Annotated in this window: 18 protein-coding genes; 10 read left to right on the top strand and 8 right to left on the bottom strand. The window is 68.5% G+C overall.

The genetic code is table 11. The features are described from left to right. Positions 1 to 12 precede the first annotated feature (12 nt). The 3 genes from VGC18_RS14680 to VGC18_RS14670 all read right to left on the bottom strand — a co-directional run bounded on the left by VGC18_RS14680 (position 13) and on the right by VGC18_RS14670 (position 3,919). Positions 13 to 1,053 carry a hemolysin family protein gene (locus tag VGC18_RS14680; protein WP_331098708.1) on the bottom strand — a complete coding sequence of 347 codons (1,041 nt, stop codon included), beginning with the start codon at positions 1,051 to 1,053 and terminating at the stop codon, positions 13 to 15. Then, entirely contained in the window at positions 1,050 to 2,375 is a 1,326-nt protein-coding gene (locus tag VGC18_RS14675) for a hemolysin family protein (protein WP_414672898.1), read from the bottom strand. Before VGC18_RS14675 ends, VGC18_RS14680 begins: the two co-directional genes overlap by 4 nt. Before the next feature lie 104 nt (positions 2,376 to 2,479). Continuing rightward, positions 2,480 to 3,919 (bottom strand): GuaB1 family IMP dehydrogenase-related protein, encoded by a 1,440-nt coding sequence (locus VGC18_RS14670; RefSeq protein ID WP_331098706.1) that lies wholly within the window; start codon positions 3,917 to 3,919, stop codon positions 2,480 to 2,482. 143 nt (positions 3,920 to 4,062) lie between these two features. Between VGC18_RS14670 and VGC18_RS14665 the strand changes: the two genes are divergently transcribed. Continuing rightward, a complete protein-coding gene (locus tag VGC18_RS14665; RefSeq protein WP_331098704.1) occupies positions 4,063 to 7,914 on the top strand; it encodes a multifunctional oxoglutarate decarboxylase/oxoglutarate dehydrogenase thiamine pyrophosphate-binding subunit/dihydrolipoyllysine-residue succinyltransferase subunit in 3,852 nt (1,283 codons plus the stop codon). A 19-nt stretch (positions 7,915 to 7,933) separates the two neighbouring features. Next, on the top strand, positions 7,934 to 8,416 hold the full coding sequence (locus tag VGC18_RS14660) for a YdeI/OmpD-associated family protein (protein WP_331098702.1): 483 nt from the start codon (positions 7,934 to 7,936) through the stop codon (positions 8,414 to 8,416). Positions 8,417 to 8,448: 32 nt separating this feature from the next. Here VGC18_RS14660 and VGC18_RS14655 read toward each other — a convergent pair whose 3' ends face one another. Together VGC18_RS14655 and VGC18_RS14650 are read right to left on the bottom strand one after the other, a co-directional pair. Then, positions 8,449 to 8,691 carry a zf-HC2 domain-containing protein gene (locus tag VGC18_RS14655; RefSeq protein ID WP_331098700.1) on the bottom strand — a complete coding sequence of 81 codons (243 nt, stop codon included), beginning with the start codon at positions 8,689 to 8,691 and terminating at the stop codon, positions 8,449 to 8,451. Then, on the bottom strand, positions 8,688 to 9,353 hold the full coding sequence (locus VGC18_RS14650; RefSeq protein ID WP_331098788.1) for a sigma-70 family RNA polymerase sigma factor: 666 nt from the start codon (positions 9,351 to 9,353) through the stop codon (positions 8,688 to 8,690). The genes VGC18_RS14655 and VGC18_RS14650 overlap by 4 nt, the downstream gene beginning before the upstream one ends. Positions 9,354 to 9,487: 134 nt before the next feature. Between VGC18_RS14650 and aroA the strand changes: the two genes are divergently transcribed. Genes aroA through VGC18_RS14635 form a run of 3 tightly spaced genes read left to right on the top strand, consistent with a single transcriptional unit; the run spans position 9,488 to position 12,761 of the window. Beyond that, entirely contained in the window at positions 9,488 to 10,900 is a 1,413-nt protein-coding gene (gene aroA, locus VGC18_RS14645) for a 3-phosphoshikimate 1-carboxyvinyltransferase (protein WP_331098698.1), read from the top strand. A 2-nt stretch (positions 10,901 to 10,902) separates the two neighbouring features. Continuing rightward, entirely contained in the window at positions 10,903 to 11,943 is a 1,041-nt protein-coding gene (rsgA, locus tag VGC18_RS14640; RefSeq protein WP_331098696.1) for a ribosome small subunit-dependent GTPase A, read from the top strand. Positions 11,944 to 11,951: 8 nt separating this feature from the next. Then, positions 11,952 to 12,761 carry an inositol monophosphatase family protein gene (locus tag VGC18_RS14635; RefSeq protein ID WP_331098694.1) on the top strand — a complete coding sequence of 270 codons (810 nt, stop codon included), beginning with the start codon at positions 11,952 to 11,954 and terminating at the stop codon, positions 12,759 to 12,761. Between the two features lie 26 nt (positions 12,762 to 12,787). On the opposite strand, the gene VGC18_RS14630 is transcribed toward VGC18_RS14635, so the two are convergent. Next, positions 12,788 to 13,291 carry a DUF2000 domain-containing protein gene (locus VGC18_RS14630; protein ID WP_331098692.1) on the bottom strand — a complete coding sequence of 168 codons (504 nt, stop codon included), beginning with the start codon at positions 13,289 to 13,291 and terminating at the stop codon, positions 12,788 to 12,790. Between the two features lie 70 nt (positions 13,292 to 13,361). Between VGC18_RS14630 and VGC18_RS14625 the strand changes: the two genes are divergently transcribed. From VGC18_RS14625 to VGC18_RS14610, 4 genes are all read left to right on the top strand, one after another. Further along, complete coding sequence (locus VGC18_RS14625) at positions 13,362 to 13,826, top strand: Lrp/AsnC family transcriptional regulator (protein ID WP_331098690.1); 465 nt, start codon at positions 13,362 to 13,364, stop codon at positions 13,824 to 13,826. Between the two features lie 119 nt (positions 13,827 to 13,945). After that, on the top strand, positions 13,946 to 14,302 hold the full coding sequence (locus VGC18_RS14620; protein ID WP_331098687.1) for a hypothetical protein: 357 nt from the start codon (positions 13,946 to 13,948) through the stop codon (positions 14,300 to 14,302). Between the two features lie 26 nt (positions 14,303 to 14,328). Further along, positions 14,329 to 15,030: a HEAT repeat domain-containing protein gene (locus VGC18_RS14615; RefSeq protein ID WP_331098684.1), complete on the top strand. Its 702-nt coding sequence runs from the start codon at positions 14,329 to 14,331 to the stop codon at positions 15,028 to 15,030. 155 nt (positions 15,031 to 15,185) lie between these two features. Further along, positions 15,186 to 16,238, top strand: a complete 1,053-nt coding sequence (locus VGC18_RS14610) for an aldo/keto reductase (RefSeq protein ID WP_331098682.1) — start codon at positions 15,186 to 15,188, stop codon at positions 16,236 to 16,238. 69 nt (positions 16,239 to 16,307) lie between these two features. On the opposite strand, the gene VGC18_RS14605 is transcribed toward VGC18_RS14610, so the two are convergent. Further along, the gene (locus VGC18_RS14605; RefSeq protein WP_331098680.1) at positions 16,308 to 18,866 is read right to left on the bottom strand and encodes a discoidin domain-containing protein; all 2,559 of its coding nucleotides are present in this window, start codon (positions 18,864 to 18,866) and stop codon (positions 16,308 to 16,310) included. Between the two features lie 277 nt (positions 18,867 to 19,143). Then, entirely contained in the window at positions 19,144 to 20,361 is a 1,218-nt protein-coding gene (locus VGC18_RS14600) for an ROK family protein (RefSeq protein ID WP_331098678.1), read from the bottom strand. Between the two features lie 92 nt (positions 20,362 to 20,453). Between VGC18_RS14600 and VGC18_RS14595 the strand changes: the two genes are divergently transcribed. Further along, positions 20,454 to 21,317 (top strand): LLM class F420-dependent oxidoreductase, encoded by an 864-nt coding sequence (locus VGC18_RS14595; protein WP_331098676.1) that lies wholly within the window; start codon positions 20,454 to 20,456, stop codon positions 21,315 to 21,317. Positions 21,318 to 21,334 lie beyond the last annotated feature (17 nt).

The following is a 21,334-nucleotide window of genomic DNA, read 5'->3' as shown; positions in this document are numbered from 1 at the left end:
GGAGCCGGGCGGTCAGTCGCGCCTGGTGGCGTCCTGCACCTCGCCGACCAGCTCCTCGATGATGTCCTCGAGGAAGAGCACCCCGCTGGTGGCGCCCGCCTCGTTGAAGACCCGGGCGAGGTGGACGCCGGAACGGCGCATCGCCGCCAGCGCATCCTCGAGATCGGTCTCGCGGAAGATGGAGATCAGCTGACGGATGCGCTTCGGCGGCACCGGCTCGTCGAACTCCGCCGGGTCCTCGAGGTCGAGCACGTCCTTGAGGTGCAGGTAGCCGGTCGGCTCACCCTCGTCGTCCACGAGCACGTAGCGTGAGAACCCGCTCTGGGCGACCGCGCGCTCGACCTCCGCGGGGGTCGCCGCCTCGGACAGGCTCACCAGATCGGGCATCGCGACGGCGATATCCCGCACCTTCTTCGCGGTGAACTCGAAGGCGGCGTTGAGCGCGCCGATGTTGTCGGTGAGCACCCCCTCCCTGGTCGACTGAGCGACGATGTTGGCCACCTCGTCGACCGTGAACGCGCTGTTCGCCTCGTTCTTCGGCGTCACCCTGAACACCCGCAGGAACCCGTTCGCCGCGGCGTTGAGCACGATGATGATCGGCCGGAAGACCATCGACAGGAAGACGAGCGGCGGGGCGAGCAGGAGCGCCGCACGGTCCGGCAGGGAGAACGACAGGTTCTTCGGCACCATCTCGCCGAGGACGACGTGGAGGAAGGAGACGACGACCAGGGCGATGACGAAGCCGATCGTCCCGATCAGCTGCTCCGACCATCCGGTCAGCAGGAGCGGGATCTCCAGCAGGTCGTGGATGGCCGGCTCCGACACGTTGAGGATGAGCAGGGAGGCGACGGTGATGCCGAGCTGGCTGGTCGCGAGCATCATCGTGGCGTGCTCCATCGCGTAGAGCGTCGTCCTCGCCGCTCTGCTGCCCGCCTCCGCCCGCGGCTCGATCTGGGAGCGGCGCGCGGAGATGACCGCGAACTCCGCGCCGACGAAGAACGCGTTGACCAGAAGCAGTACGGCGAGCCAGGCGATGCCGGTCCAGTCGCTCATGCGCCCGTCCCTCCCCGATCGGCATCGGCCCTCGGCGTGAACCGCACGCGATCGATCCGACGCCCGTCGAGGCGCTCCACCCGGAACTCGCCGCCGTCGACGGCGACCGTGTCGCCGATGACGGGCAGCCTGCCGAGCTCGCTCATGATGAATCCGGCCACCGTCTCGTACGGGCCGTCCTCGGGGACCGTGACGTCGGCGCGCTCGAGCAGCTCGTCCGGTCTGAGCATGCCGGGGAAGGTCAGCCACCCCCGGGAGCGGACGACGCCCGCCCTCGTCCTGTCGTGCTCGTCGGCGACCTCGCCGACGAGCTCCTCGACGAGGTCCTCGAGGGTCACCACCCCGGCGGTTCCGCCGTACTCGTCCACCACGACGGCCATCTGGTACCCGCGCCCCCGCAGCTCGACGAGCAGCACGTCCAGGCGCATGGTCTCCGGGACCCGCAGCGCCTCCGTCTGGAGGGCGGAGACCGGGACGTCCTCGCGTTTGCCCCGGGGAACGGCGACCGCCTGCTTGACGTGCACCAGGCCGACGACGTCGTCGATGTCGTCGTCGATGACGGGAAAACGGGAGAAGCCGGTGCTCCTGGTCAGACCGAGCACGGCCTGCGCGGATGCGGTGCGCTCGACGCTCGAGACCCGCGGCCTCGGGGTCATCACGTCCGCCGCGGTGTGCTCGCTGAAGACGAGCGTGCGGGACAGCAGGGTCGCGGTGTCCCTGTCCAGGCTCCCCTCCGTCGCCGAGCGGCGCACGAGCGAGCGGAGCTCCTCCGCGGTCCTGGCGGAGGACAGCTCCTCCTTCGGCTCGATGCCAACCAGTCGGAGGATGACGTTGGCCGTGTTGTTGAGCAGGGCGACGAACGGCCGGAACACGGTCGTGAAGCCCACCTGAAACGGGATCACCAGCTTCGCGGTGGGCAGCGGAAGGGCGAGGGCGAAGTTCTTCGGCACCAGCTCACCGACGATCATGGAGATCAGGGTCGCGATGATCACCGCGACGATCGAGGCGACGGTGCCCACGACGCCCCGCGGCCAGCCGAGGACGCCGAGCGGCCCGGACAGCAGGCCGCCGATCGCGGGCTCCATGGTGTACCCGGTGAGCAGCGTCGTGAGGGTGATCCCGAGCTGCGCGCTGGACAGATGGGTGGAGGTGACCTTGAGCGCGTTGATCGTCAGGCCGAGGCTCTTCTCCCCCCTGGCGACCCTGGCCTCCAGGTCGGAGCGGTTGAGGTTGACGAGGGAGAACTCTGAGGCGACGAAGAATCCGGTGCCGACGGTCAGGACGAGCCCGACGCCCAACATGATCAGCTCATACATCGGCATGCCGGCCAGGGGAAAGCGCACCGCGATCGCGGAGGGAGACGCGACTAGGGGGGTCGTCCATTATTCGGTCGAGTCTATCGAAGGTTGAGGCGACCGGGCAGCGCTCACCAGGAGACGGGCAGCGCCTTGCCTTCCTCGTAACCGGCCGCGGACTGGATGCCGACGAGCGCCCGCCGGTGGAACTCCTCGAGGTTCGACGCCCCGGCGTAGGTGAGGGAGCTGCGCACCCCTGAGGTGATCATGTCGATGAGGTCCTCGATCGACGGGCGGAGCGGATCGAGGTAGATCTTCGAGGAGGAGATCCCCTCGGCGAACAGCTCCTTGCGGGCGAGCTCGTACGGGTCGAGCCGGTCGAAACGATCGTGCACCGCCTTGGTCGAGGCCATGCCCCAGTTCTCCTTGTAGAGGCGACCGGCGGCATCCGTCTCCAGCTGGCCCGGCGCCTCGATCGTTCCGGCGAACCACGAGCCGATCATGACGGAGGCGGCCCCGGCGGCGAGCGCCAGCGCGACGTCCCTCGGATAGCGAACGCCGCCATCCGCCCACACGTGAGCGCCCGCCTCGCGCGCCGCGGCCGCGGTCTCGAGCACGGCGGAGAACTGGGGGCGGCCGACGGCCGTCATCATCCTGGTCGTGCACATCGCGCCGGGGCCGACGCCGACCTTGATGATGCTCGCGCCCGCGTTCACGAGGTCGACGACCGCGGCGGTCGTCACGACGTTGCCCGCGACGATGGGGATGGGAAGCCCGAGGGCGGCGACGGTCCTGATCGCCCGGAGCATGCCGTCCTGATGTCCGTGGGCGGTGTCGAGCACGAGCACGTCGACGCCGGCTGCCGCGAGCGCCTTCGCCTTGCCCTCGACGTCGCCGTTGATCCCGATGGCCGCGGCGACCCTGAGCCGACCGTTCGCGTCGAGTGCGGGCTCGTACAGGGTGGAGCGCAGTGCGCTCGTGCGGCTGAGCGTCCCCACGACCGAGCCGTGGTGGAGCACCGGGGCGAACTCGAGATCCGCCGCGACCAGGAGATCGAAGGCCGCGCGGGCATCCGTCACGTCGTCTGCGTCGATCGACGCGAGCCGGCCGTGCAGCAGATCGCCCAGGCGGGCGTCGGGCAGGGCGGTCGCGAGCCGGGCGGCCGAGATGCAGCCGAGGAACTCGCCGTGCTCGTCGTTGATGACGATCCCGTGGCCCTCGATGGGCGGCACCTGTCGCAGCGCCTCGGCGACCTGCTGGTCGGGACCGAAGAGCAAGGGGGTGTCGAAGGCGACCGGCTGATCCTTGACCCAGCGGATGGCGGCATCCAGGTCCTGCAGGTGGAGGTCCTGCGGAAGAACCCCGAGCCCTCCGCGACGGGCGAGGGTCGCGGCCAGCCGCGGCCCGGTCACCGAGTTCATGTTCGCCGAGACGATGGGGATGGTCATCCCCGTCCCGTCCCTGGGCGCCAACGAGACCGACAACCGGCTGCCCACCTCGGAGTGACTCGGCACGAGGAACACGTCAGAATAGGTCAGATCGTGCCGCGGGGTCGTTTCGTAAAACTCCATGATTACCAACGTAATCCCTCGAGACACACTCCAAGGGGGCGGCGAAACCGATTAAGCTTGAAGGGTATGTGGCCAGTGAGGGTCACGAGCACCGATCCAATGACAGTGACAAAACAGTGACAACGGAGAGTGGGCGGTCGGCTGTGTCTAGCCAAGTGACCGGGCTTGCACCGGAGGACGGGTCCTCTGGCGAGTTCGGAGCCAACGAATGGCTCGTAGACGAGATGTACGAGCGGTTCGTCGCCGACAAGGATTCGGTCGACAGATCCTGGTGGCCCATCCTGGAGAGCTACCACCAGACGGCGAGCGAGGCGGCGAGGCTGCAGGCGGCCGACGGTGCATCCGCCCCCGCCCCGGAGGCCGTGGCGGGTCAACCGCAGATCCCGGAGACCGTCGAAGCCGCCGCAAGCGCCCCGGAGCCGACAGCAGCGCCTCCCGCCCAGGCTCCTCCGGCCGCCGAGCCCGCCGCGCCGGCCGCCGAGACCTCGCCGGCCGCAGCGGCAGCGCCGACCACCGGCACCCAGCCCATCGCCCGCACCACCTCCGTGCAGCCGAAGCCCCAGCCCATCCCCGCTCAGGCGCCATCGACACCGAGGGTCTCGCAGACGGAGGCCGAGCCGCAGGACGTCGTGGCCACCCTCAAGGGCATGTCGAAGTCCCTCGCGGCGAACATGGACGCCAGCCTCACGGTTCCGACGGCCACGAGCGTGCGCACCATCCCCGCGAAGCTCATGATCGACAACCGCATCGTGATCAACAACCATCTCAACCGGGCGCGCGGCGGAAAGGTGTCCTTCACCCACATCCTCGCCTGGGCGCTGGTCAAGACGCTGGAGGAGTTCCCCAGCCAGAACGTCTACTACGAGGAGATCGACGGCAAGCCGTCCGTGGTCTCTCCCGCGCACATCAACCTCGGCATCGCCATCGACCTCCCCAAGCCGGACGGGACCCGCGCCCTCCTCGTTCCCGGCATCAAGCACGCGGAGACGATGAGCTTCAGCGACTTCCTCTCCTCCTATGAGGACGTGGTGCGACGCGCCAGGGCGAACAAGCTGACCACCGCGGACTTCCAGGGCAATACCATCTCGCTCACCAACCCGGGCGGGATCGGCACCGAGCACTCGGTGCCGCGCCTCATGCGCGGCTCGGGGAGCATCATCGGGGCAGGGGCGCTCGAATATCCGGCCGAGTTCCAGGGGATGTCGCTCGAGACCCTGGCAGAGCTCGGCATCGGCAAGACGATCACCCTCACCTCGACCTACGACCACCGCGTGATCCAGGGGGCCGGCTCCGGCGAGTTCCTCAAGAAGGTGCACGAGCTGCTCATCGGGCAGCGCGACTTCTACGAGGGGATCTTCGCCGATCTGCGCATTCCGTACAGCCCGATCCGCTGGGCCTCGGACATCCATGTCGATCTCGCCAACGAGGTGGGCAAGACCGCCAGGGTGCAGGAGCTGATCAACTCGTTCCGGGTTCGCGGCCACCTCATGGCGGACATCGACCCGCTGGAGTACCGCCAACGTTCGCACCCCGACCTCGACATCGCCAGCCACGGCCTGAGCTTTTGGGACCTCGACCGCGAGTTCGTGACCGGCGGGTTCGGCGGCAAGCGCTCCGCGCTGCTGCGCGACATCCTCGGGGTGCTCCGCGACTCCTACTGCCGCACCATCGGCATCGAGTACATGCACATCCAGGACCCGGAACAGCGGCGCTGGATCCAGGAGCACGTGGAGAAGCCGTACACCAAGCCGACCAAGGACGAGCAGCTGCGGGTGCTCGGCAAGCTCAACGAGGCGGAGGCCTTCGAGACCTTCCTGCAGACCAAGTACGTCGGGCAGAAGCGATTCAGCCTCGAGGGCGGCGAGTCGACGATCGCGCTGCTCGACGCGCTGCTGCAGGGCTCCGCGGAGGAGAAGCTGGACGAGGTGGCCATCGGGATGGCTCACCGGGGCCGGCTGAACGTGCTCACCAACATCGCGGGCAAGACCTACGGGCAGATCTTCCGCGAGTTCGAGGGCACGCAGGACCCCCGCACCGTGCAGGGCTCCGGCGACGTGAAGTATCACCTCGGCACCGAAGGCACCTTCACCAGCGCGACCGGGGAGCAGATCCCGGTCTACATCGCGGCCAATCCGTCCCACCTCGAGGCGGTCGACGGCGTCCTCGAGGGGATCGTGCGCGCCAAGCAGGACCGCAAGCCGATCGGCAGCTTCCGGGTCCTTCCCGTCATGGTCCACGGCGACGCGGCGATGGCGGGACAGGGCATCATCGCCGAGATCCTGCAGATGTCGCAGCTGCGTGCCTACCGCACCGGCGGCACGGTGCACGTCAACATCAACAACCAGGTCGGGTTCACCACGCCTCCGGGCGAGGGACGCACCTCGGTCTACTCGACGGACGTCGCCAAGACGATCCAGGCTCCGATCTTCCACGTCAACGGCGACGACCCCGAGGCGGTCATCCGCGTCGCCGAGCTCGCCTTCGCCTATCGCCAGCGGTTCCACCGCGACGTCGTCATCGACCTCATCTGCTACCGGCGCCGCGGCCACAACGAGGGCGACGACCCCTCGATGACGCAGCCGCTCATGTACAACCTCATCGAGGCGAAGCGGTCGGTGCGCACCCTGTACGTCGAGGCGCTCGTCGGTCGCGGCGACATCACGCAGGAGGAGTACGAGGCGGCCCACGCCGATTTCCAAGATCGGCTGGAACGTGCCTTCGCGGAGACCCACGCCGCCCAGACCGGATCGATCCCGATCGTCGTCCAGGACGGCAACGCGGTCGCCGACCTGGAGCGCCCCGAATCCCAGCAGGACGACGCGACGGGCCAGCCGGCATCGACCGGGGTGAGTGAGAACGTCATCCACCTCATCGGCGACGCCCACGACAACCCGCCCGCCGGGTTCACCGTGCATCCGAAGCTTCAGCAGCTGCTCAAGAAGCGTGCCGAGATGAGCCGCAGCGGCTCGATCGACTGGGGGTTCGGCGAACTGCTCGCCCTCGGCTCCCTGCTCCTGGAGGGCACCCCCGTCCGCATGGCCGGTCAGGACACCAGGCGAGGGACCTTCGTCCAGCGTCATGCCGTACTGCACGACCGGATCAACGGTCAGGAATGGCTGCCGCTCGGCAACCTCAGCGACAAGCAGGCCAGGTTCTGGATCTACGACTCCCTGCTCAGCGAGTACGCCGCGATGGGCTTCGAGTACGGCTACTCGATCGAGCGCGCCGATGCCCTCGTGCTCTGGGAGGCTCAGTTCGGCGACTTCGCCAACGGCGGGCAGGTCATCATCGACGAGTTCATCTCCAGCGCGGAGCAGAAGTGGGGGCAGCGCTCCAGCGTCGTGCTGCTGCTGCCGCACGGGTACGAGGGACAGGGTCCCGACCACTCCTCCGCGCGCATCGAGCGCTACCTGCAGCTCTGCGCGGAGAACAACATGACCGTCGCCCGTCCGTCCACTCCCGCCTCCTATTTCCACCTGCTGAGGCGTCAGGCCTACGCCCGCCCCCGTCGGCCGCTCATCGTGTTCACCCCGAAGGCGATGCTGAGGCTGCGCGGAGCGACGAGCAGCGTCGCCGACTTCACCCAGGGCAGGTTCGAGCCGGTGCTCGACGACGCGACGGTGTCCGACAGGGCGGCGATCAGGCGCGTGGTGCTGCACTCCGGCAAGATCCACTACGACCTCCTGGCCGAGCGGGACAAGAGGGACCAGAAGGATCTCGCGTTGGTCCGCCTCGAGCAGTTCTATCCACTGCCCCAGGCGGAACTCGACCGCGTCCTCGCCCAGTATCCCGGCGCCGACCTCGTCTGGGCGCAGGACGAGCCGGAGAACATGGGCGCCTGGCCGTTCGTCGGCCTGGAGCTGGCGAAGCACCTGCAGGGCCGCACGATCTCGGTCGCCTCCCGACCGGCATCCGCGTCGCCGGCCACCGGCTCGGGCAAGCGCAGCGCCCAGGAGCAGGTCGACCTCATCGACAGAGCGCTGACCATCCGATAGGTTCTCGAAGGGGGCGGCCGTGGTGGACTATCGCGATCCGGGCCGGTTGGAGTTCGACGCCGTCATCCGACGTTCGGACGTGTCGGGGTCGTCGGCCTTCGTCGAGTTCCCCTTCGACGTGTCCGAGCGGTTCGGGGCCAAAGGCCGGGTGCCGGTGCGCGTCTCCTACGACGGTGTTCCCTATCGCGGCTCGATCGTGACGATGGGCGGTTCCGCACTCGTGCTGGTGCTCACGAGCATCCAGCAGCAGCTGGGCAAGGGGCCGGGAGACAAGCTGCACGTGGTGCTGGAGCTCGACTCCGGCGAGCGGCTGGTGGAACTCGACGAGGACGCGGAGGCGAGCTGGACCCAGGCGGGGGTGCTGGATGCCTACCGGGCGATGTCGTACTCGCATCAGCGCGAGTACGCCCAGTGGATCGCCGACGCGAAGCGGCCGGAGACCCGTCGGCGCCGGATCGATCAGAGCATCGAGCTCATCACGCTCGGCAAGCGACTCAAGTAGTCGCTCGGCCGTCTCGACAGACGGCCGGTCTGCTAGTGGCTCGCCTGCATCTCGCGCAGGCGGAGCAGCACCTGATGGCGCAGATCGGCCGGCGCCGTCTCGCGGCAGGCCTTCTGCACCCGTTTCGTCAGGGTGATGCCGACGAGGTGTTCCGCCGTGCAGTCCTCACAGGTGGCCAGATGCTCGCTGATGTCGGTGAAGTCCTGCGCGCTCAGCTCCTTGTGCAGGTACTCCTCGAGCTCTGACTTGGCTTTCTCGCATCCGCAGTCGGTCATTTCTTCTTACTCCCAGCAGTGGCGGGTTGTGGCACTCGCCGATTCTCCGCGACAGACAACCCGCGCTCTGCCGCATACTCGGCCAATAGGTCTCGAAGCATCCGCCTGCCACGGTGCAGACGGCTCATCACCGTTCCCACGGGGGTCTTCATGATGTCGGCGATCTCCTGGTAGGAGAACCCTTCGACGTCGGCGAAGTAGACCGCCATGCGGAAGTCCTCTGGGATCGACTGCAGGGCATCCTTCACCGCGCTGTCCGGCAGGTGGTCGATCGCCTCCACCTCGGCCGACCGGGTCGATCGACCCTGGGTGACCGACTCCGCTCCGCCGAGCTGCCAGTCCTCGAGGTCGTCGATCGTGCCCTGGTACGGGTCACGCTGCTTCTTGCGGTAGTTGTTGATGAAGGTGTTGGTGAGGATGCGGTACAGCCAGGCCTTGAGGTTCGTGCCCTGCTGGAACTGACCGAAGGCGGCGAACGCCTTCACGAAGGTCTCCTGCACGAGATCGGCGGCATCGGAGGGGTTGCGGGTCATCCGCAGCCCGGCGGCGTACAGCTGGTCCATGAACGGTATGGCCTGGCTCTCGAAGAGCGCACGGACATCCTGGACCTCCGCAGCCTTCGATTCCGTGGCCGCTGGCTCCTGAGGGGTCGTCTCATCCATCGAATTGGTCATCGCGGCCAAGCTTACTTCGCTCGCCGGACGCCCCGCCGAGAGCCCCAGAGGAGCGCGTTCGAGGAGAAGGGTCACTGGTCTTTTCGCTTCCTGCTGTGTGGTGCCGATACCCTTAGTAACCGATGCAGGTATTCAAGTATTCCGGGCCGGAGTTCAACCCCTTCGGCGACGACGTGGCGACGCCTCCCGACCTCCGGTCGGGTCCGTGGCCCGCCCCGATCGCGAACGGACCGCTGAGCGGACGGATGACCGTCCCCGGCTCCAAGTCCCTCACCAACCGCGAGCTGGTGCTCTCCGCCCTCGCCGCGGCGCCGTCCACGCTGCGTCACCCGCTGCATTCCCGCGACACCGCCCTCATGGTCCAGGCCCTGCGCTCCCTCGGCGCCGGGATCGACGAGGTGCGCGGCGACGGTGAGTACGGCCCCGACCTCATCGTGACGCCGGGAGAACTCAGCGGAGGCACCCAGATCGACTGCGGCCTGGCGGGGACGGTCATGCGATTCCTTCCCCCCGTCGCCGCGCTCGCCCTCGGGCCGGTCGCCTTCGACGGCGACGAGTCCGCCAGGCGCCGGCCCATGCGCACCACCGTCGATTCGCTGCGCGCGCTCGGTGTGGATGTCAACGACGACGGACGGGGTGCGCTGCCGTTCAGCCTCTACGGGACCGGCTCTGTCCGCGGAGGAGAGCTGTCCATCGACGCCTCCGGCTCGAGCCAGTTCGTGTCCGGCCTCCTGCTGGCCGCCGCGCGCTTCGAGGACGGGCTGACCCTGCACCACACGGGCGACCGTCTCCCGAGCCTCGCCCACATCGAGATGACGATCGCCACCCTCGCCGCGCGCGGCGTGGTCGTCGACAACCCCACGCCGGGCGTGTGGGTCGTCCCCGCGGGTCCCATCGCCGGGATCAACGTCGACATCGAGCCCGACCTGTCCAACGCCGGCCCGTTCCTCGCCGCCGCCGCGGTCGCCGGCGGCTCGATGACGATCACCGGCTGGCCCGCCGAGACGACCCAGGTGGGTGCGCAGCTGATCGACATCCTCGCCGACATGGGTGCGGAGGTGGCCTTCGTGCCCACGACCGACGGGCTCGGCGATCTCACGGTGACCGGGACGGGAACGATCCGCGGCATCCGGCTCGACAACGCGAGCGAGCTCGCGCCGACGGTCGCCGCCCTGGCCGCCCTCGCGGACGGCGAGACCGTGCTCACCGGCATCGGCCACCTGCGCGGGCACGAGACCGATCGCCTCGCCGCCCTCGCCGCGGAGATCAACGGCCTCGGCGGGGACGTCGAGGAGACCGACGACGGGCTCATCATCCGCCCGCGCCAGCTGCACGGCGGCCTCTGGCGCAGCTACGAGGACCATCGGATGGCCACAGCGGGGGCGATCATCGGCCTGGCCGTCCCCGGCGTGGAGATCGACGACATCGCGACGACCGCGAAGACGCTGCCGGAGTTTCCGCAGCTCTGGCTCGGGCAGGTCGGCGGCCTCGGCGCCGCACGGCCCGTCGGGCGCGACCCGCTCGATCTGATCTGACCATGAGCTGGCTGACCGACGACGATGGCGACGACGACGACAAGTACGCCGACTACGAGGCCAGGACGAGACCGAACCCGAAGGGCAACCGCGCGAGGACGAAGATCCGCCCAGAACACAGCGATGCCGTGACCGGCCGGGTGTTCACGGTCGACCGCGGACGATACTCCGTGCTGGTCGCGGAGGGAACGCCGCAGGAGCACGAGGCGACGGCGTCGCGAGCGAGCGAGCTGCGCAAGCAGGCGATCGTCACCGGCGATCTCGTCGACCTGGTCGGGGACACCTCCGGCGAGGAGGGAAGCCTGTCGCGGATCGTACGCATCCAGCCGCGCACGACCATCCTCCGGCGCAGCGCGGACGACTCCGACGAAGTCGAGCGCATCATCGTCGCCAACGCGGACCAGATGCTCATCGTCGTCGCCGCGGCCAATCCGGAGCCGAGGCCGCGACTCGTCGACCGATACCTCGTCGCCGCCTTCGATGCCGGGCTCGCTCCCATCCTCTGCATCACCAAGACCGATCTGGCCGACCCGAGCGATTTCCTCGCGAACTTCGCCGGGCTCGACGTGACGGTCGTGACCAGCGGCGCAGGGGCCGACGGGGGCGCCGTCCTGCCGACGGCGCGCCTCAGGGAGCTGCTGGCCGGCCATACCACGGTGGCCGTCGGGCACTCGGGCGTCGGCAAGTCGACCCTGGTCAATGCGCTGGTGCCGGAGGCCAACCGCGCCATCGGCCGGGTCAACACCGTGACCGGCCGAGGCCGCCACACCTCCTCGTCGACGATCTCCTACCGGATCGGCGACGGCTGGATCATCGACACACCCGGCGTCCGGTCGTTCGGCCTCGGGCACGTCGACCCTGACAACATCCTCAGATCGTTCACCGATCTCGCCCGTCTCGCCGAGGACTGCCCCAGGGGCTGCACCCACCTGCCCGATGCCCCGGACTGCGCCATCATCGAGGGGGTCGCGGCCGGCGAACTGGGCGAGAACGGCAAACAACGCCTCGACTCATTCCAACGGCTGCTGGCCTCGCTGGCCTAGCCTGAGGTGTGACCACTTACACCCTCCAGTCGGATCTCCAACTCGCCAGACAGCTGGCCGACATGGCCGATGTCATCTCCATGGACCGCTTCCGCGCCGCCGACCTCGACGTCTCGATGAAGCCGGACATGACCCATGTGACGGATGCGGACAAGGCCGTCGAGGCCGCCATCCGCGGCGCCCTGCACGACAGCCGCCCCGACGACTCGGTGCTCGGCGAGGAGGCCGGAGAGGAGGCGGGCAGCGACGGATCGCACCGCCAGTGGATCGTCGATCCCATCGACGGCACCGCGAACTACGTGCGCGGGGTGCCGGTCTGGGCGAGCCTCATCTCGCTCGCCATCGACGGGGTGCCCGCCGTCGGCGTGGTGAGTGCGCCGGCCCTCGGCAAGCGTTGGTGGGGTGCGACGGGGCTCGGCGCCTTCGTCGACGAATCGCTCGGCTCCCCCACCACGACGAGCGAGCGTCGTATTCACGTCTCCCGGGTGGCGGACATCGCCGACGCCTCGATGAGCTGCAGCGGGCTGATCCGCTGGGAGCAGGCGGGCAAGCTCAAGGAGTTCCTGTCGCTGGCGCGCCGCGTCTGGCGCACCCGCGACTACGGAGACATGTGGCCGTACATGATGGTCGCGGAGGGTCTCGTTGACATCGCCGGAGAATTCGACCTGAAGCCGTGGGACATGGCCGCCCTCGTGCCGATCGTCCAGGAGGCGGGTGGTCGGTTCAGCTCGGTGGCCGGTGAGCCCGGCCCCTGGCACGGTTCCGCGATCGCGACCAATGGCCTCCTCCACGACGCGGTGCTCGACGCCGTGCGCTGAGACCGCGCGCTGACCGGGCCCGTCCGCTAGAGCAGGGACAGCCGCTTGACGATCCTGTCCACGGCCTTCCTCGGCCCGACGATGCTGATCCCGGTGATGGCGAGGGACTCCTCGGCGGTGGCGGCGAGCTCCGCGAGATAGCCGTCGTAGACCCGGTTGGTCTGGGCGCTGGCCGGCATGTCGACGACGAACACACCCTCGTCCTCGTCGGCCCGCCTGGCCGCAGCGGTCAGCTGCTCCGACGAGGCGACGAGCACGGAGCATCCCGCCCACGGCAGCCCCGGATGGATCCTGCCGGAGGCGTCCGCTCCTCCCTGGCCGATGAGTCCCTCGATGGTCGCTCCGGTGGCGGCCGCGACGCAGGCGACGGCGTTGGCCAGGAGCCCTGGCGGCAGCGACCCGTCGACCAGCACGACCCACTTGAGGCGGGCGGACCTCGTCGACTCGCCGGTGAGGATCTCCTCCGGCGCGAATCCGATCCGCACGGTATCGGGTCCATCTGCCAGGTTGTCCTCATCCATACGCTTCATGCGGGCAATACTAGAGAGAGATAGGGTTAGCACTCAAACTGTCCGTACTAAGTTCGGAAAGGTAGTGAGCATGGCGTCTCTCGACCAACTTGATAAGGCGATCCTCCGCGAACTGCAGGCGGATGCACGGCGCACCAATCGCGACGTCGCGGCGGCCGTCGGCGTCTCGCCGACCACGGCACTGGACCGCACGAGAGCTCTTCGCGAGCGCGGACTCATCCGCGGAGCGATTCTCGACGTCGATCTGGCGGGTCTCGGCCGGCCGGTGCAGGCGCTGATCGCCGTCCGCATCCGCCCCCCGTCGAGACGGAACATCGAGTCCTTCCGCGACTGGGTCAGCACACTGCCGGACACGCTCGGCGTGTTCGTCACCTCCGGGACCGAGGACTTCCTCGTCCATGTCGCCGTCGCCGACAACGAGAGCCTCTACGCGTTTGTCATCGACCGGCTCACGGAGCGGGCCGAGGTCGCCGATGTGCGCACCTCCGTCGTCTACGAGCACCTCCGCAACGATCGGATCGCGCCCATCACCTAACGCCGCGGCCACCCGTCGCCGCGCGCGTCATCTGCCGTACCCGGCGCGACGAGGGGGCACAGGCCGGGCGCGCACTAGGATCTTGTCAGGTCGACCGTTCACCACACCGAGGAGCAGACGTGGCAACTGGTAACAACGAACTCTCGAAGCCGATCGCCGGCGCCGTCTTCGTGCTGGGCTGGGCGATCGCAATCACCCTGTGGTCGCTCACCCACCTTGCCCCCGACTTCGCGACCAGGGGCTTCATCGCCGATGTCGGCATCCTCTGTGCCGCGGTGGGATTCGCGGCACCGTTCCTCGCCACCCGATCGGGGCTCGTCGCATCCCTGGTCCTCGGGCTGATCGGTGTCGCGCTCTTCGCCTTCTCCGGTTACCTCCACATCACGGTGATCGTGTACCTGCTGCGGATCCTGGCTCCGCTGCTCGCGCTGCTCACGCCGCTGTACAAGCTCACCAGCTTCCGCATCTTCGCCTAAACACCCGCCCGAACGTGCCGCCCGCGATGAAGGATCGACTCGCGGAAGAACTGCGGTCCGTTCCGGCTACGGAGCTGAAGGACTACCTGATCGCCCGGTCCGGGCTGCCCGGTCCCAGGGCCAATCTGGAGCTCGCTGACGCCTTCTCCTCCGTAGCCGATCGCGCGACGATCCTCGGCTTCGCCGCGCTCGACGAGGAATACCTGCGATTCTGCGACACGGAGGCGATCGGACGCCTCCTCGTCGACGACCCGGATGACACGTCGCTGCCCGAGCTCGCCCGAATACGGGCGGCGGACGAATCGTGGCGCGTTCGGGAGGGTGCTGCGCGGGCGCTGCAGATCCTCGGCGACCACGACCGGACGCGGCTGAGAGCCATCGTCGGCGACTGGGTGGTGGACGACGACCCGTACGTCCGCCGTGCCGCCATCGCCGCCATCTGCGAACCGCGCCTGCTGGCCGATCCGGAGACCCGGAGCGCCGCGATCTCGGCGTGCAGGACGGCGTCGACATCGATCCTTGAGATTCCGACCGCACAACGCTCCGCGGCCGCCGTCCGCAACCTGCGTCAGGCGCTCGGCTACTGCTGGAGTGTCGCCGCCGCCGCCGACCCGCGCCTGGGGATGGCCGCCTTCGAATGGCTGCGGACCTTCGACGACCCCGACATGCGCTGGATCGTCACCTCCAACCTGGGCAAGGCCCGGCTTCGTCGGCTCCTGGAGCGCTGACCCGCTCCACCGGATTGATGCCTTCTCCTTCTGAACGGTAGGGATACCTGCTGTTGGACTCCCGGCGGCGGCGATCCTAAAGTCGAATCGGGCCCGACGCCCGGTGGCCTTCCGCCCCGCCGCGGGCACCGAGGATCAAGGGATTGGATCGAATCGTGGAATACAGACAGCTGGGACGATCGGGACTACGGGTCTCGACGATCACCCTGGGAACGATGGGCTTCGGCGGCGACGGATGGGCCAGCGTCGTCGGCAGGATCGATGTCGAAGGCGCCAGGCGGCAGATCGGCATCGCGCGGGACGCGGGCGTGAACCTCATCGACACCGCGGACGTCTATTCCGATGGTCGTTCCGAGGAGATCGTCGGCCAGGCGCTGGGAAAGAGCCGGGACGACGTCCTGATCGCGACGAAGGTGCGGATGCCGATGGGCGACGGGATCAACGACACCGGCCTCTCCAGACACCACATCATCCGCGCGGCCGAGGACAGCCTGAGGCGACTGGGCACCGACCACATCGACCTCTACCAGGTCCACGAGTGGGACGGGCAGACCCCGCTCGAGGAGACCCTCAACGCCCTCGACCACCTCGTCTCCTCCGGCAAGGTGCGGTACATCGGGGCGTCGAACTACACCGCCTGGCAGCTGATGAAGGCGCTCTGGGTCGCGGACCGCACCGGAACCCAGCACTTCGTCAGCCAGCAGATCCACTACTCGCTGCAGGCGCGGGAGGCCGAGAACGAGCTCGTCCCCCTCAGCCTCGACCAGGGTCTCGGCATCCTCGTCTGGAGTCCCCTGGCCGGTGGCCTGCTGTCGGGCAAGTACCGACGCGGTGCCGCGGCGCCCGAGGGCAGCAGGAGATTCGAGGGGTGGACGGAGCCGCCCATTCACGATGAGGACAAGCTCTACAACACCATCGAGGAGGTGGTGGCGATCGCGGATTCCCGCGGTGTCCCCGCCGCCCGGGTCGCTCTCGCCTATACGATCTCGAAGCCGGGTGTCACCTCGGTCATCGTGGGTGCGCGCACCGAAGAGCAGCTGACCGACAACCTCGGCGCCGCCGAACTGAGACTCACCGAGGAGGAGACCGCCCGGCTGGACGCGGTGAGCGCCCAGCCCCTGCCGTACCCGTACTGGCACCAGGCGAACACGGCGAGCGACCGCCTGGGGGCGGCGGAGCTCAGCCTGCTCGCCCGGCATCTCGGCTGATCGGCAGACACGACCGCCCGGCCGCTCCCACGGGAGAGCGGCCGGGCGGTTGTGTGCGGCCTGCCGGTCCTACGGGTAGGCGACCAGATCGACGGGGATGGTCGCCGTGCCGCCCGCCACCGGCCCGGTGTTGTTGACGATGTGGCTGATCGTCCCGTTGCCGCCGAGAGACACCGTCAGGATGTCGTGCAGCTTCACCCCCGGGGTGTCCGGCACCTCGAAGCCCCGCGTCGCGTTGACGGAAGGGTTCACATTGAAGTAGCAGTAGCTGCCGAGACCCCAGGCCTCATGAGTGGTGACGTTCGCCGCCACCTTGTATGCGGCGTACCCGTTGGTGGTCCCGTTCATCCACGAGGCCTGGTCGGGCACGTCGTACGGCATCTCGTTCTGGAAGAAGATCGTTTTGCCGTTCTGGCCGTTCCAGAGCACCTCGTACTTCTGGTAATGCTCGACGAACAGTCCCGTCGCCTCGACATTGTTGCCGTTGACGATGAGACCGGTCTCGGCCGGATTGGTGGTCCAGCCGACGCCGGCGCCGTGGTCCGCACGCCAGGCCCAGATGTGGTCGATGACGGTGTCATTGCTGTTGACCACCAGGCTGTCGGTCGCACTCCCGGCACCGGCACCGCCGATGCGGAAGAAGACATCCTGGATCGTCGTCGGGTTGCTCGCGTGGCTCGCGGTGGAACCGGTCGCGCCGACCGTGAGCAACACGGGCGAGTTGACCGTGCCCGCGTCGAAGAGCATGCCGGCGAGCCGCACCCCGTCGACGTCCGACACCGTCATCGCGTTCACCCCGTTGTCCGGGATGAGCGTCGGGAACCCGATTCCGAGCACAACCGTGTTCGCGTGGGTGACCCGGAGGGTCTCGCTGAGGTGATAGACACCGGGGGTGAGGAACAGGTTGTACCCCTGATCGAGGGCGGCGTTGAGGGTCGCGGTCGAATCGCCCGGCTTGGCCACGTAGAACGTGCTCATCGGAACGGAGGTTCCCGGCGTGGACCCGTTCGCCCAACTCACCCCGGAGGCGTTCGTCCGCAGCGAGGGCTCGAACACCCGGTACTTGCCGCTCGCGTCGATGTAGAGGTACGGCTTGTCCCGCGACACCGGAGTGGTGGCCAGGGTCGTGATCGCCGGGCTCGGGAAGCTCTGGGCCGGTGCCCCGGAGACGCCGGAGAACACCATGTTCCAGTTCGAGCCGTTCCAGCTGCCGAAGCTGCTGTCCCGCGAATAGAACTGCTGCTGGGACGCGGATGCGACCTGTCCGGTCACCTTGGTGTCGGCGATGTATCCTCCGCTCGCCCAGCCGTAGCTGGCCGGGAAGAGGTTGAGCCCGCCGTGCACGTCGATGCGCCGGAACGGCGCCGCCTGGGCGACCGCCCAGCGGTCGGTCCCTGCGGAGGGGTTGATCGCGAGGTTCTCGGCGGAGCGCCAGAAGTTCTGCGTCGCGTTTCCAGTGCCGTCGAAGGCGTCGACGGTCACGTCACCGTTGATGGTGACGTCGTCCGGATTCTGACCGAGTCCGGCGATCGACGTGTAGTAGCCGATGTTGGCTTCCGCGCTGTAGGTGCCGGGCTTGAACAGCAGGGCGTCCCTGCGGGTGCCGAACTGGTTGAGCTTCTGCGCGGTGAAGACCTCGTCGAGCTTCGCCTGGATGGTCGCGGCCGACATCGACGGGTCGAAGATCGCAACGTTCGGCCCGAAGTCCGGGGTGTCCGAGGTCGGGATCGTCGGACCGGTCGAACCACCGCCGGAGCCCGAGGTGAAGACGCCGAACTCCCAGAGCGAGTAGCCGTAGCCGGTCCCGCGAACCGTGCCGTACATCCGCACGTACCGACCCGTGCCGGAGACCGTGAGGTTCTGCACCCCGCCGGTGCCGGTGGTCGTCGTGTAGATGGGCGTCCAGTTCGTGCCGTCCGGAGAGGTCTGGATCTGGAAGGACTTCCCGTACGCCGCCTCCCAGGTGAGGGTGACACCGCAGATCGTCTGCGAGCTGCCGAGGTCGACCTGCAGCCACTGCGGATCGCTCGCGGCACTCGACCAGCGGGTGCCCGCGTTCCCGTCGACCGCGCTGGCCGCCGGCGTTCCGGCGTTCTCCGTCGAGGAGGCCGTCGCGGCCTTGCCCTGGGCCGCATTGGTGGTGGAACACCCTCCGGTGCCGCCCGTCGTCGCGCTCCCGTAGACCTGGAACTCCCAGAGCGAGTAGCCGTACTGCGTGCCACGAACCGTGCCGTACATCCGCACGTACCGTCCGGTTCCCGAGACCGTCAGGTTCTGGGTGCCGCCCGTCCCTGTCGTCGTGGTGTAGATGGGCGTCCAGGTCGTGCCGTCCGGAGAGGTCTGGATCTGGAAGGACTTCCCGTACGCCGCCTCCCAGTTGAGGGTCACCTGACTGATGGTGGCGGAGGCGCCGAGGTCGACCTGCAGCCACTGCGGGTCGCTCGCGGCACTCGACCAGCGGGTGCCAGCGTTCCCGTCGACCGCGAGCGCTGCCGCCGTCCCGCCGTTCTCCGTCGAGGACGCCGTCGCGGTCTTGCCCTGGGAGAGCAGTGTCCCGTCGGCGTGTGCCGCGCCAGCCGGCGCCAACAGGCCGACCAGGGAGGCCGCCATGGCCGTTGCGAGGAGCATGGCCGACAAGACCCTGCCCCTCCTGCGGAAGGGGAGGGTGTTTCGCCCGCCCTGTGAGAGAGATAACTGTTTCATCGGCCTGCCCGTCTTTGGGAGTTGGAAATGAACACACACGTTCAGCGTGCCGACGATCCCCACGAGGCCCACGAGCTACCCCGTCGACGATGACGGCTTGCTACACGACTTTGAACATAACGTGGAGAAAGTGAGGAGACAAGGGTTTTTATACCGTTTTGTCTGCCCCCATTTCGGGGCAGACAACCGGGTCGGAGCGCGATCAGCGCCGCGCCGAGGGCCTCGCGGCTCCCGCGTTCAGCGCCAGGGCGATCGGCAGAGTGGCCGCCCCGAGGGCGACGGCGTCGGAGCCCAACTGCGCCGGCACGATGTCCACGTGCCCGAAGGCGAAATGCAGGGCGGCACGGGACGCCGACTCCCGGATCCGCGGCATCCGGCCGTCCCCGAGCGCGTGTCCGAGCCATCCCCCCACCACGATGCGCTCGGGGTTGAGGAGGTTGATCAGCGTCGAGAGGCCGGCGCCGAGATAGGCGATCGTCTCCTCGACGACCCGGCCGGCGGCGAGATCGGTGGTCTCCGACGAGAAGATCTCCGCGATCCGTCGTTCCAGCGCTCGGGGATCGCTGTCGCCGGGCGCCCCCCTGAGCTCGTCGTACCTGTCCACGATGGAGGCCGCCCCGATATAGGCCTCCAGACATCCGGATGCGCCGCAGCGGCAGGTCCGTCCTCCGACGACGACGGTCGTATGTCCCCATTCGCTCGCGCTGCCCGTCGCACCGCGATAGGGAGCGTCATCGGTGACGATGCTCGCCCCGACACCGATGCCCAGGAGGACGACGACGACGTTGAGGCAGTCGCGAGCCGCCCCGAACCACCTCTCTGCCTGACCGAGGGTCTTGGCCCCGTTGTCGAGCAGCACGGGCAGGTCGGTGCGGGCCCGCATCAGCCGCTCGAATGGCACGGCGTCCCATCCGACGCTCTGCCCATGGACGACGGCGTCCGCGCCCTGCTCGACCAGCCCGGGGACGCCGACGCCGACGCCGAGGATCCGTTCCCTGTCGACCCCCGATTCGGCGATGACGGCGTCGATCCCCGCGAGCACGTGTCCGATCGCGTCCTCAGGATCCAGGCGGATCAGCTCCGTCGACGACCGATGGGAGGCGCGGACCTCCATCCCGAAGTCGAAGAGCTCAACGAGGAAGGCGGTCTCGCCGATGTCGACGCCGATCACGTAGCCGTACTCCGCATTGATCCGGAGCAGCCCGCGTGGACGGCCGCCCGTGCTGTCCTCGACACCGCCCTCGACGACGGCACCCAGCTGGATCAGCTCGGCCACCAGGTTGCTGACGGTCGCCATGCTGACGCCGATCGCCGATCCGACCTCCTGTCGCGACAGCGGCCCGCGGAGGTGCAACTGCCACAGGGCACGAGAACGGTTGCCTCTCCTCAGGTCCCTCACCGTTGTCGTCTTCGGTGTCATCGGGGTCCCTGCCGGTATGGTCGCTCAGCTGTGAACTGGAAATGTTACCGCACCCGGCATGCGGTCGTTCCCGTGGGTCGAAAATGGAGACCATGACCTCAAACGACACGAACGCGCAGCACCCACCGGTCGGAACCTTCGGCATCTGGGCGAGGGGGAACGATGTCTCGCCGGCCATGGCCGGCCGCATCGAGGAGCTCGGATACGGCGCCCTGTGGATCGGCGGATCCCCCTCCGACGATCTGATGCACGTGGAACGGCTTCTCGACGCCACCTCGACGATCACCGTCGCCACGGGCATCGTCAACATCTGGAACACCGACCCGGTGAGGCTCGCCGCGTCGTATCACCGCGTCGCCGAGCGACACCCGCATCGCCTGCTGCTGGGCATCGGCGCCGGGCATCCGGAGAGTTCCGGTCCTCCCGCCACGAAACCGGTCACGGCGACCGTCCGCTACCTCGACGAGCTCGATCGGGCCGGCGTGCCGGGTCACGACATGGTGCTGGCGGCCCTCGGACCGCGGATGCTCGCGCTCGCGCGAGAGCGCACCGCGGGGGCGCACCCGTACCTGGTCACACCGCGGCACACGAAGACCGCGAGGGACATTCTCGGCCCGCTGCCGCTGCTCGCGCCGGAGCAACGGGTCGTCCTTCGCGCCGATCCCGAAGAGGCCAGGGCGATCGGTCGCCCGACCATCGCTCGACCGTACTTGGGGCTCGTCAACTACCGCCACAATCTCGAGCGCCTCGGCTTCACCGAGGAAGACCTCAGACCGGACGGCAGCGACCGGCTCATCGACGAGCTCGTGGTCTACGGCGACGGACGCCGGATCGCCGAGCGGCTGCACGATCACCTCGAGGCGGGCGCGGATCACGTCGCGATACAGCTCCTGCACGGCGAGGGGGACGACCCAGAGGCGGACTATGAGGCTCTTGCCGCGCTGCTGGCGCTGTGACGAGCTCAACAACGCGC

Origin of the sequence: Lacisediminihabitans sp., from assembly GCF_036404185.1 — a bacterium.
In the GTDB taxonomy this organism is placed as follows: Bacteria; Actinomycetota; Actinomycetes; order Actinomycetales; family Microbacteriaceae; genus Lacisediminihabitans.
The sequence above is the reverse complement of the archived record's forward strand: the minus strand, read 5'-3'. Positions and strand labels throughout refer to the sequence as shown.

What these genes read in the sequence shown, in the direction of transcription:
- VGC18_RS14680 (WP_331098708.1), bottom strand. Translation starts at nt 1,053, where the DNA reads ATGAGCGACTGGACCGGCATCGCCTGGCTCGCCGTACTGCTTCTGGTC.
- VGC18_RS14675 (WP_414672898.1), bottom strand. Translation starts at nt 2,375, where the DNA reads ATGCCGATGTATGAGCTGATCATGTTGGGCGTCGGGCTCGTCCTGACC.
- VGC18_RS14670 (WP_331098706.1), bottom strand. Translation starts at nt 3,919, where the DNA reads ATGGAGTTTTACGAAACGACCCCGCGGCACGATCTGACCTATTCTGAC.
- VGC18_RS14655 (WP_331098700.1), bottom strand. Translation starts at nt 8,691, where the DNA reads ATGACCGACTGCGGATGCGAGAAAGCCAAGTCAGAGCTCGAGGAGTAC.
- VGC18_RS14650 (WP_331098788.1), bottom strand. Translation starts at nt 9,353, where the DNA reads ATGGATGAGACGACCCCTCAGGAGCCAGCGGCCACGGAATCGAAGGCT.
- aroA (WP_331098698.1), top strand. Translation starts at nt 9,488, where the DNA reads ATGCAGGTATTCAAGTATTCCGGGCCGGAGTTCAACCCCTTCGGCGAC.
- rsgA (WP_331098696.1), top strand. Translation starts at nt 10,903, where the DNA reads ATGAGCTGGCTGACCGACGACGATGGCGACGACGACGACAAGTACGCC.
- VGC18_RS14630 (WP_331098692.1), bottom strand. Translation starts at nt 13,291, where the DNA reads ATGAAGCGTATGGATGAGGACAACCTGGCAGATGGACCCGATACCGTG.
- VGC18_RS14625 (WP_331098690.1), top strand. Translation starts at nt 13,362, where the DNA reads ATGGCGTCTCTCGACCAACTTGATAAGGCGATCCTCCGCGAACTGCAG.
- VGC18_RS14615 (WP_331098684.1), top strand. Translation starts at nt 14,329, where the DNA reads ATGAAGGATCGACTCGCGGAAGAACTGCGGTCCGTTCCGGCTACGGAG.
- VGC18_RS14605 (WP_331098680.1), bottom strand. Translation starts at nt 18,866, where the DNA reads ATGCTCCTCGCAACGGCCATGGCGGCCTCCCTGGTCGGCCTGTTGGCG.
- VGC18_RS14600 (WP_331098678.1), bottom strand. Translation starts at nt 20,361, where the DNA reads ATGACACCGAAGACGACAACGGTGAGGGACCTGAGGAGAGGCAACCGT.
- VGC18_RS14595 (WP_331098676.1), top strand. Translation starts at nt 20,454, where the DNA reads ATGACCTCAAACGACACGAACGCGCAGCACCCACCGGTCGGAACCTTC.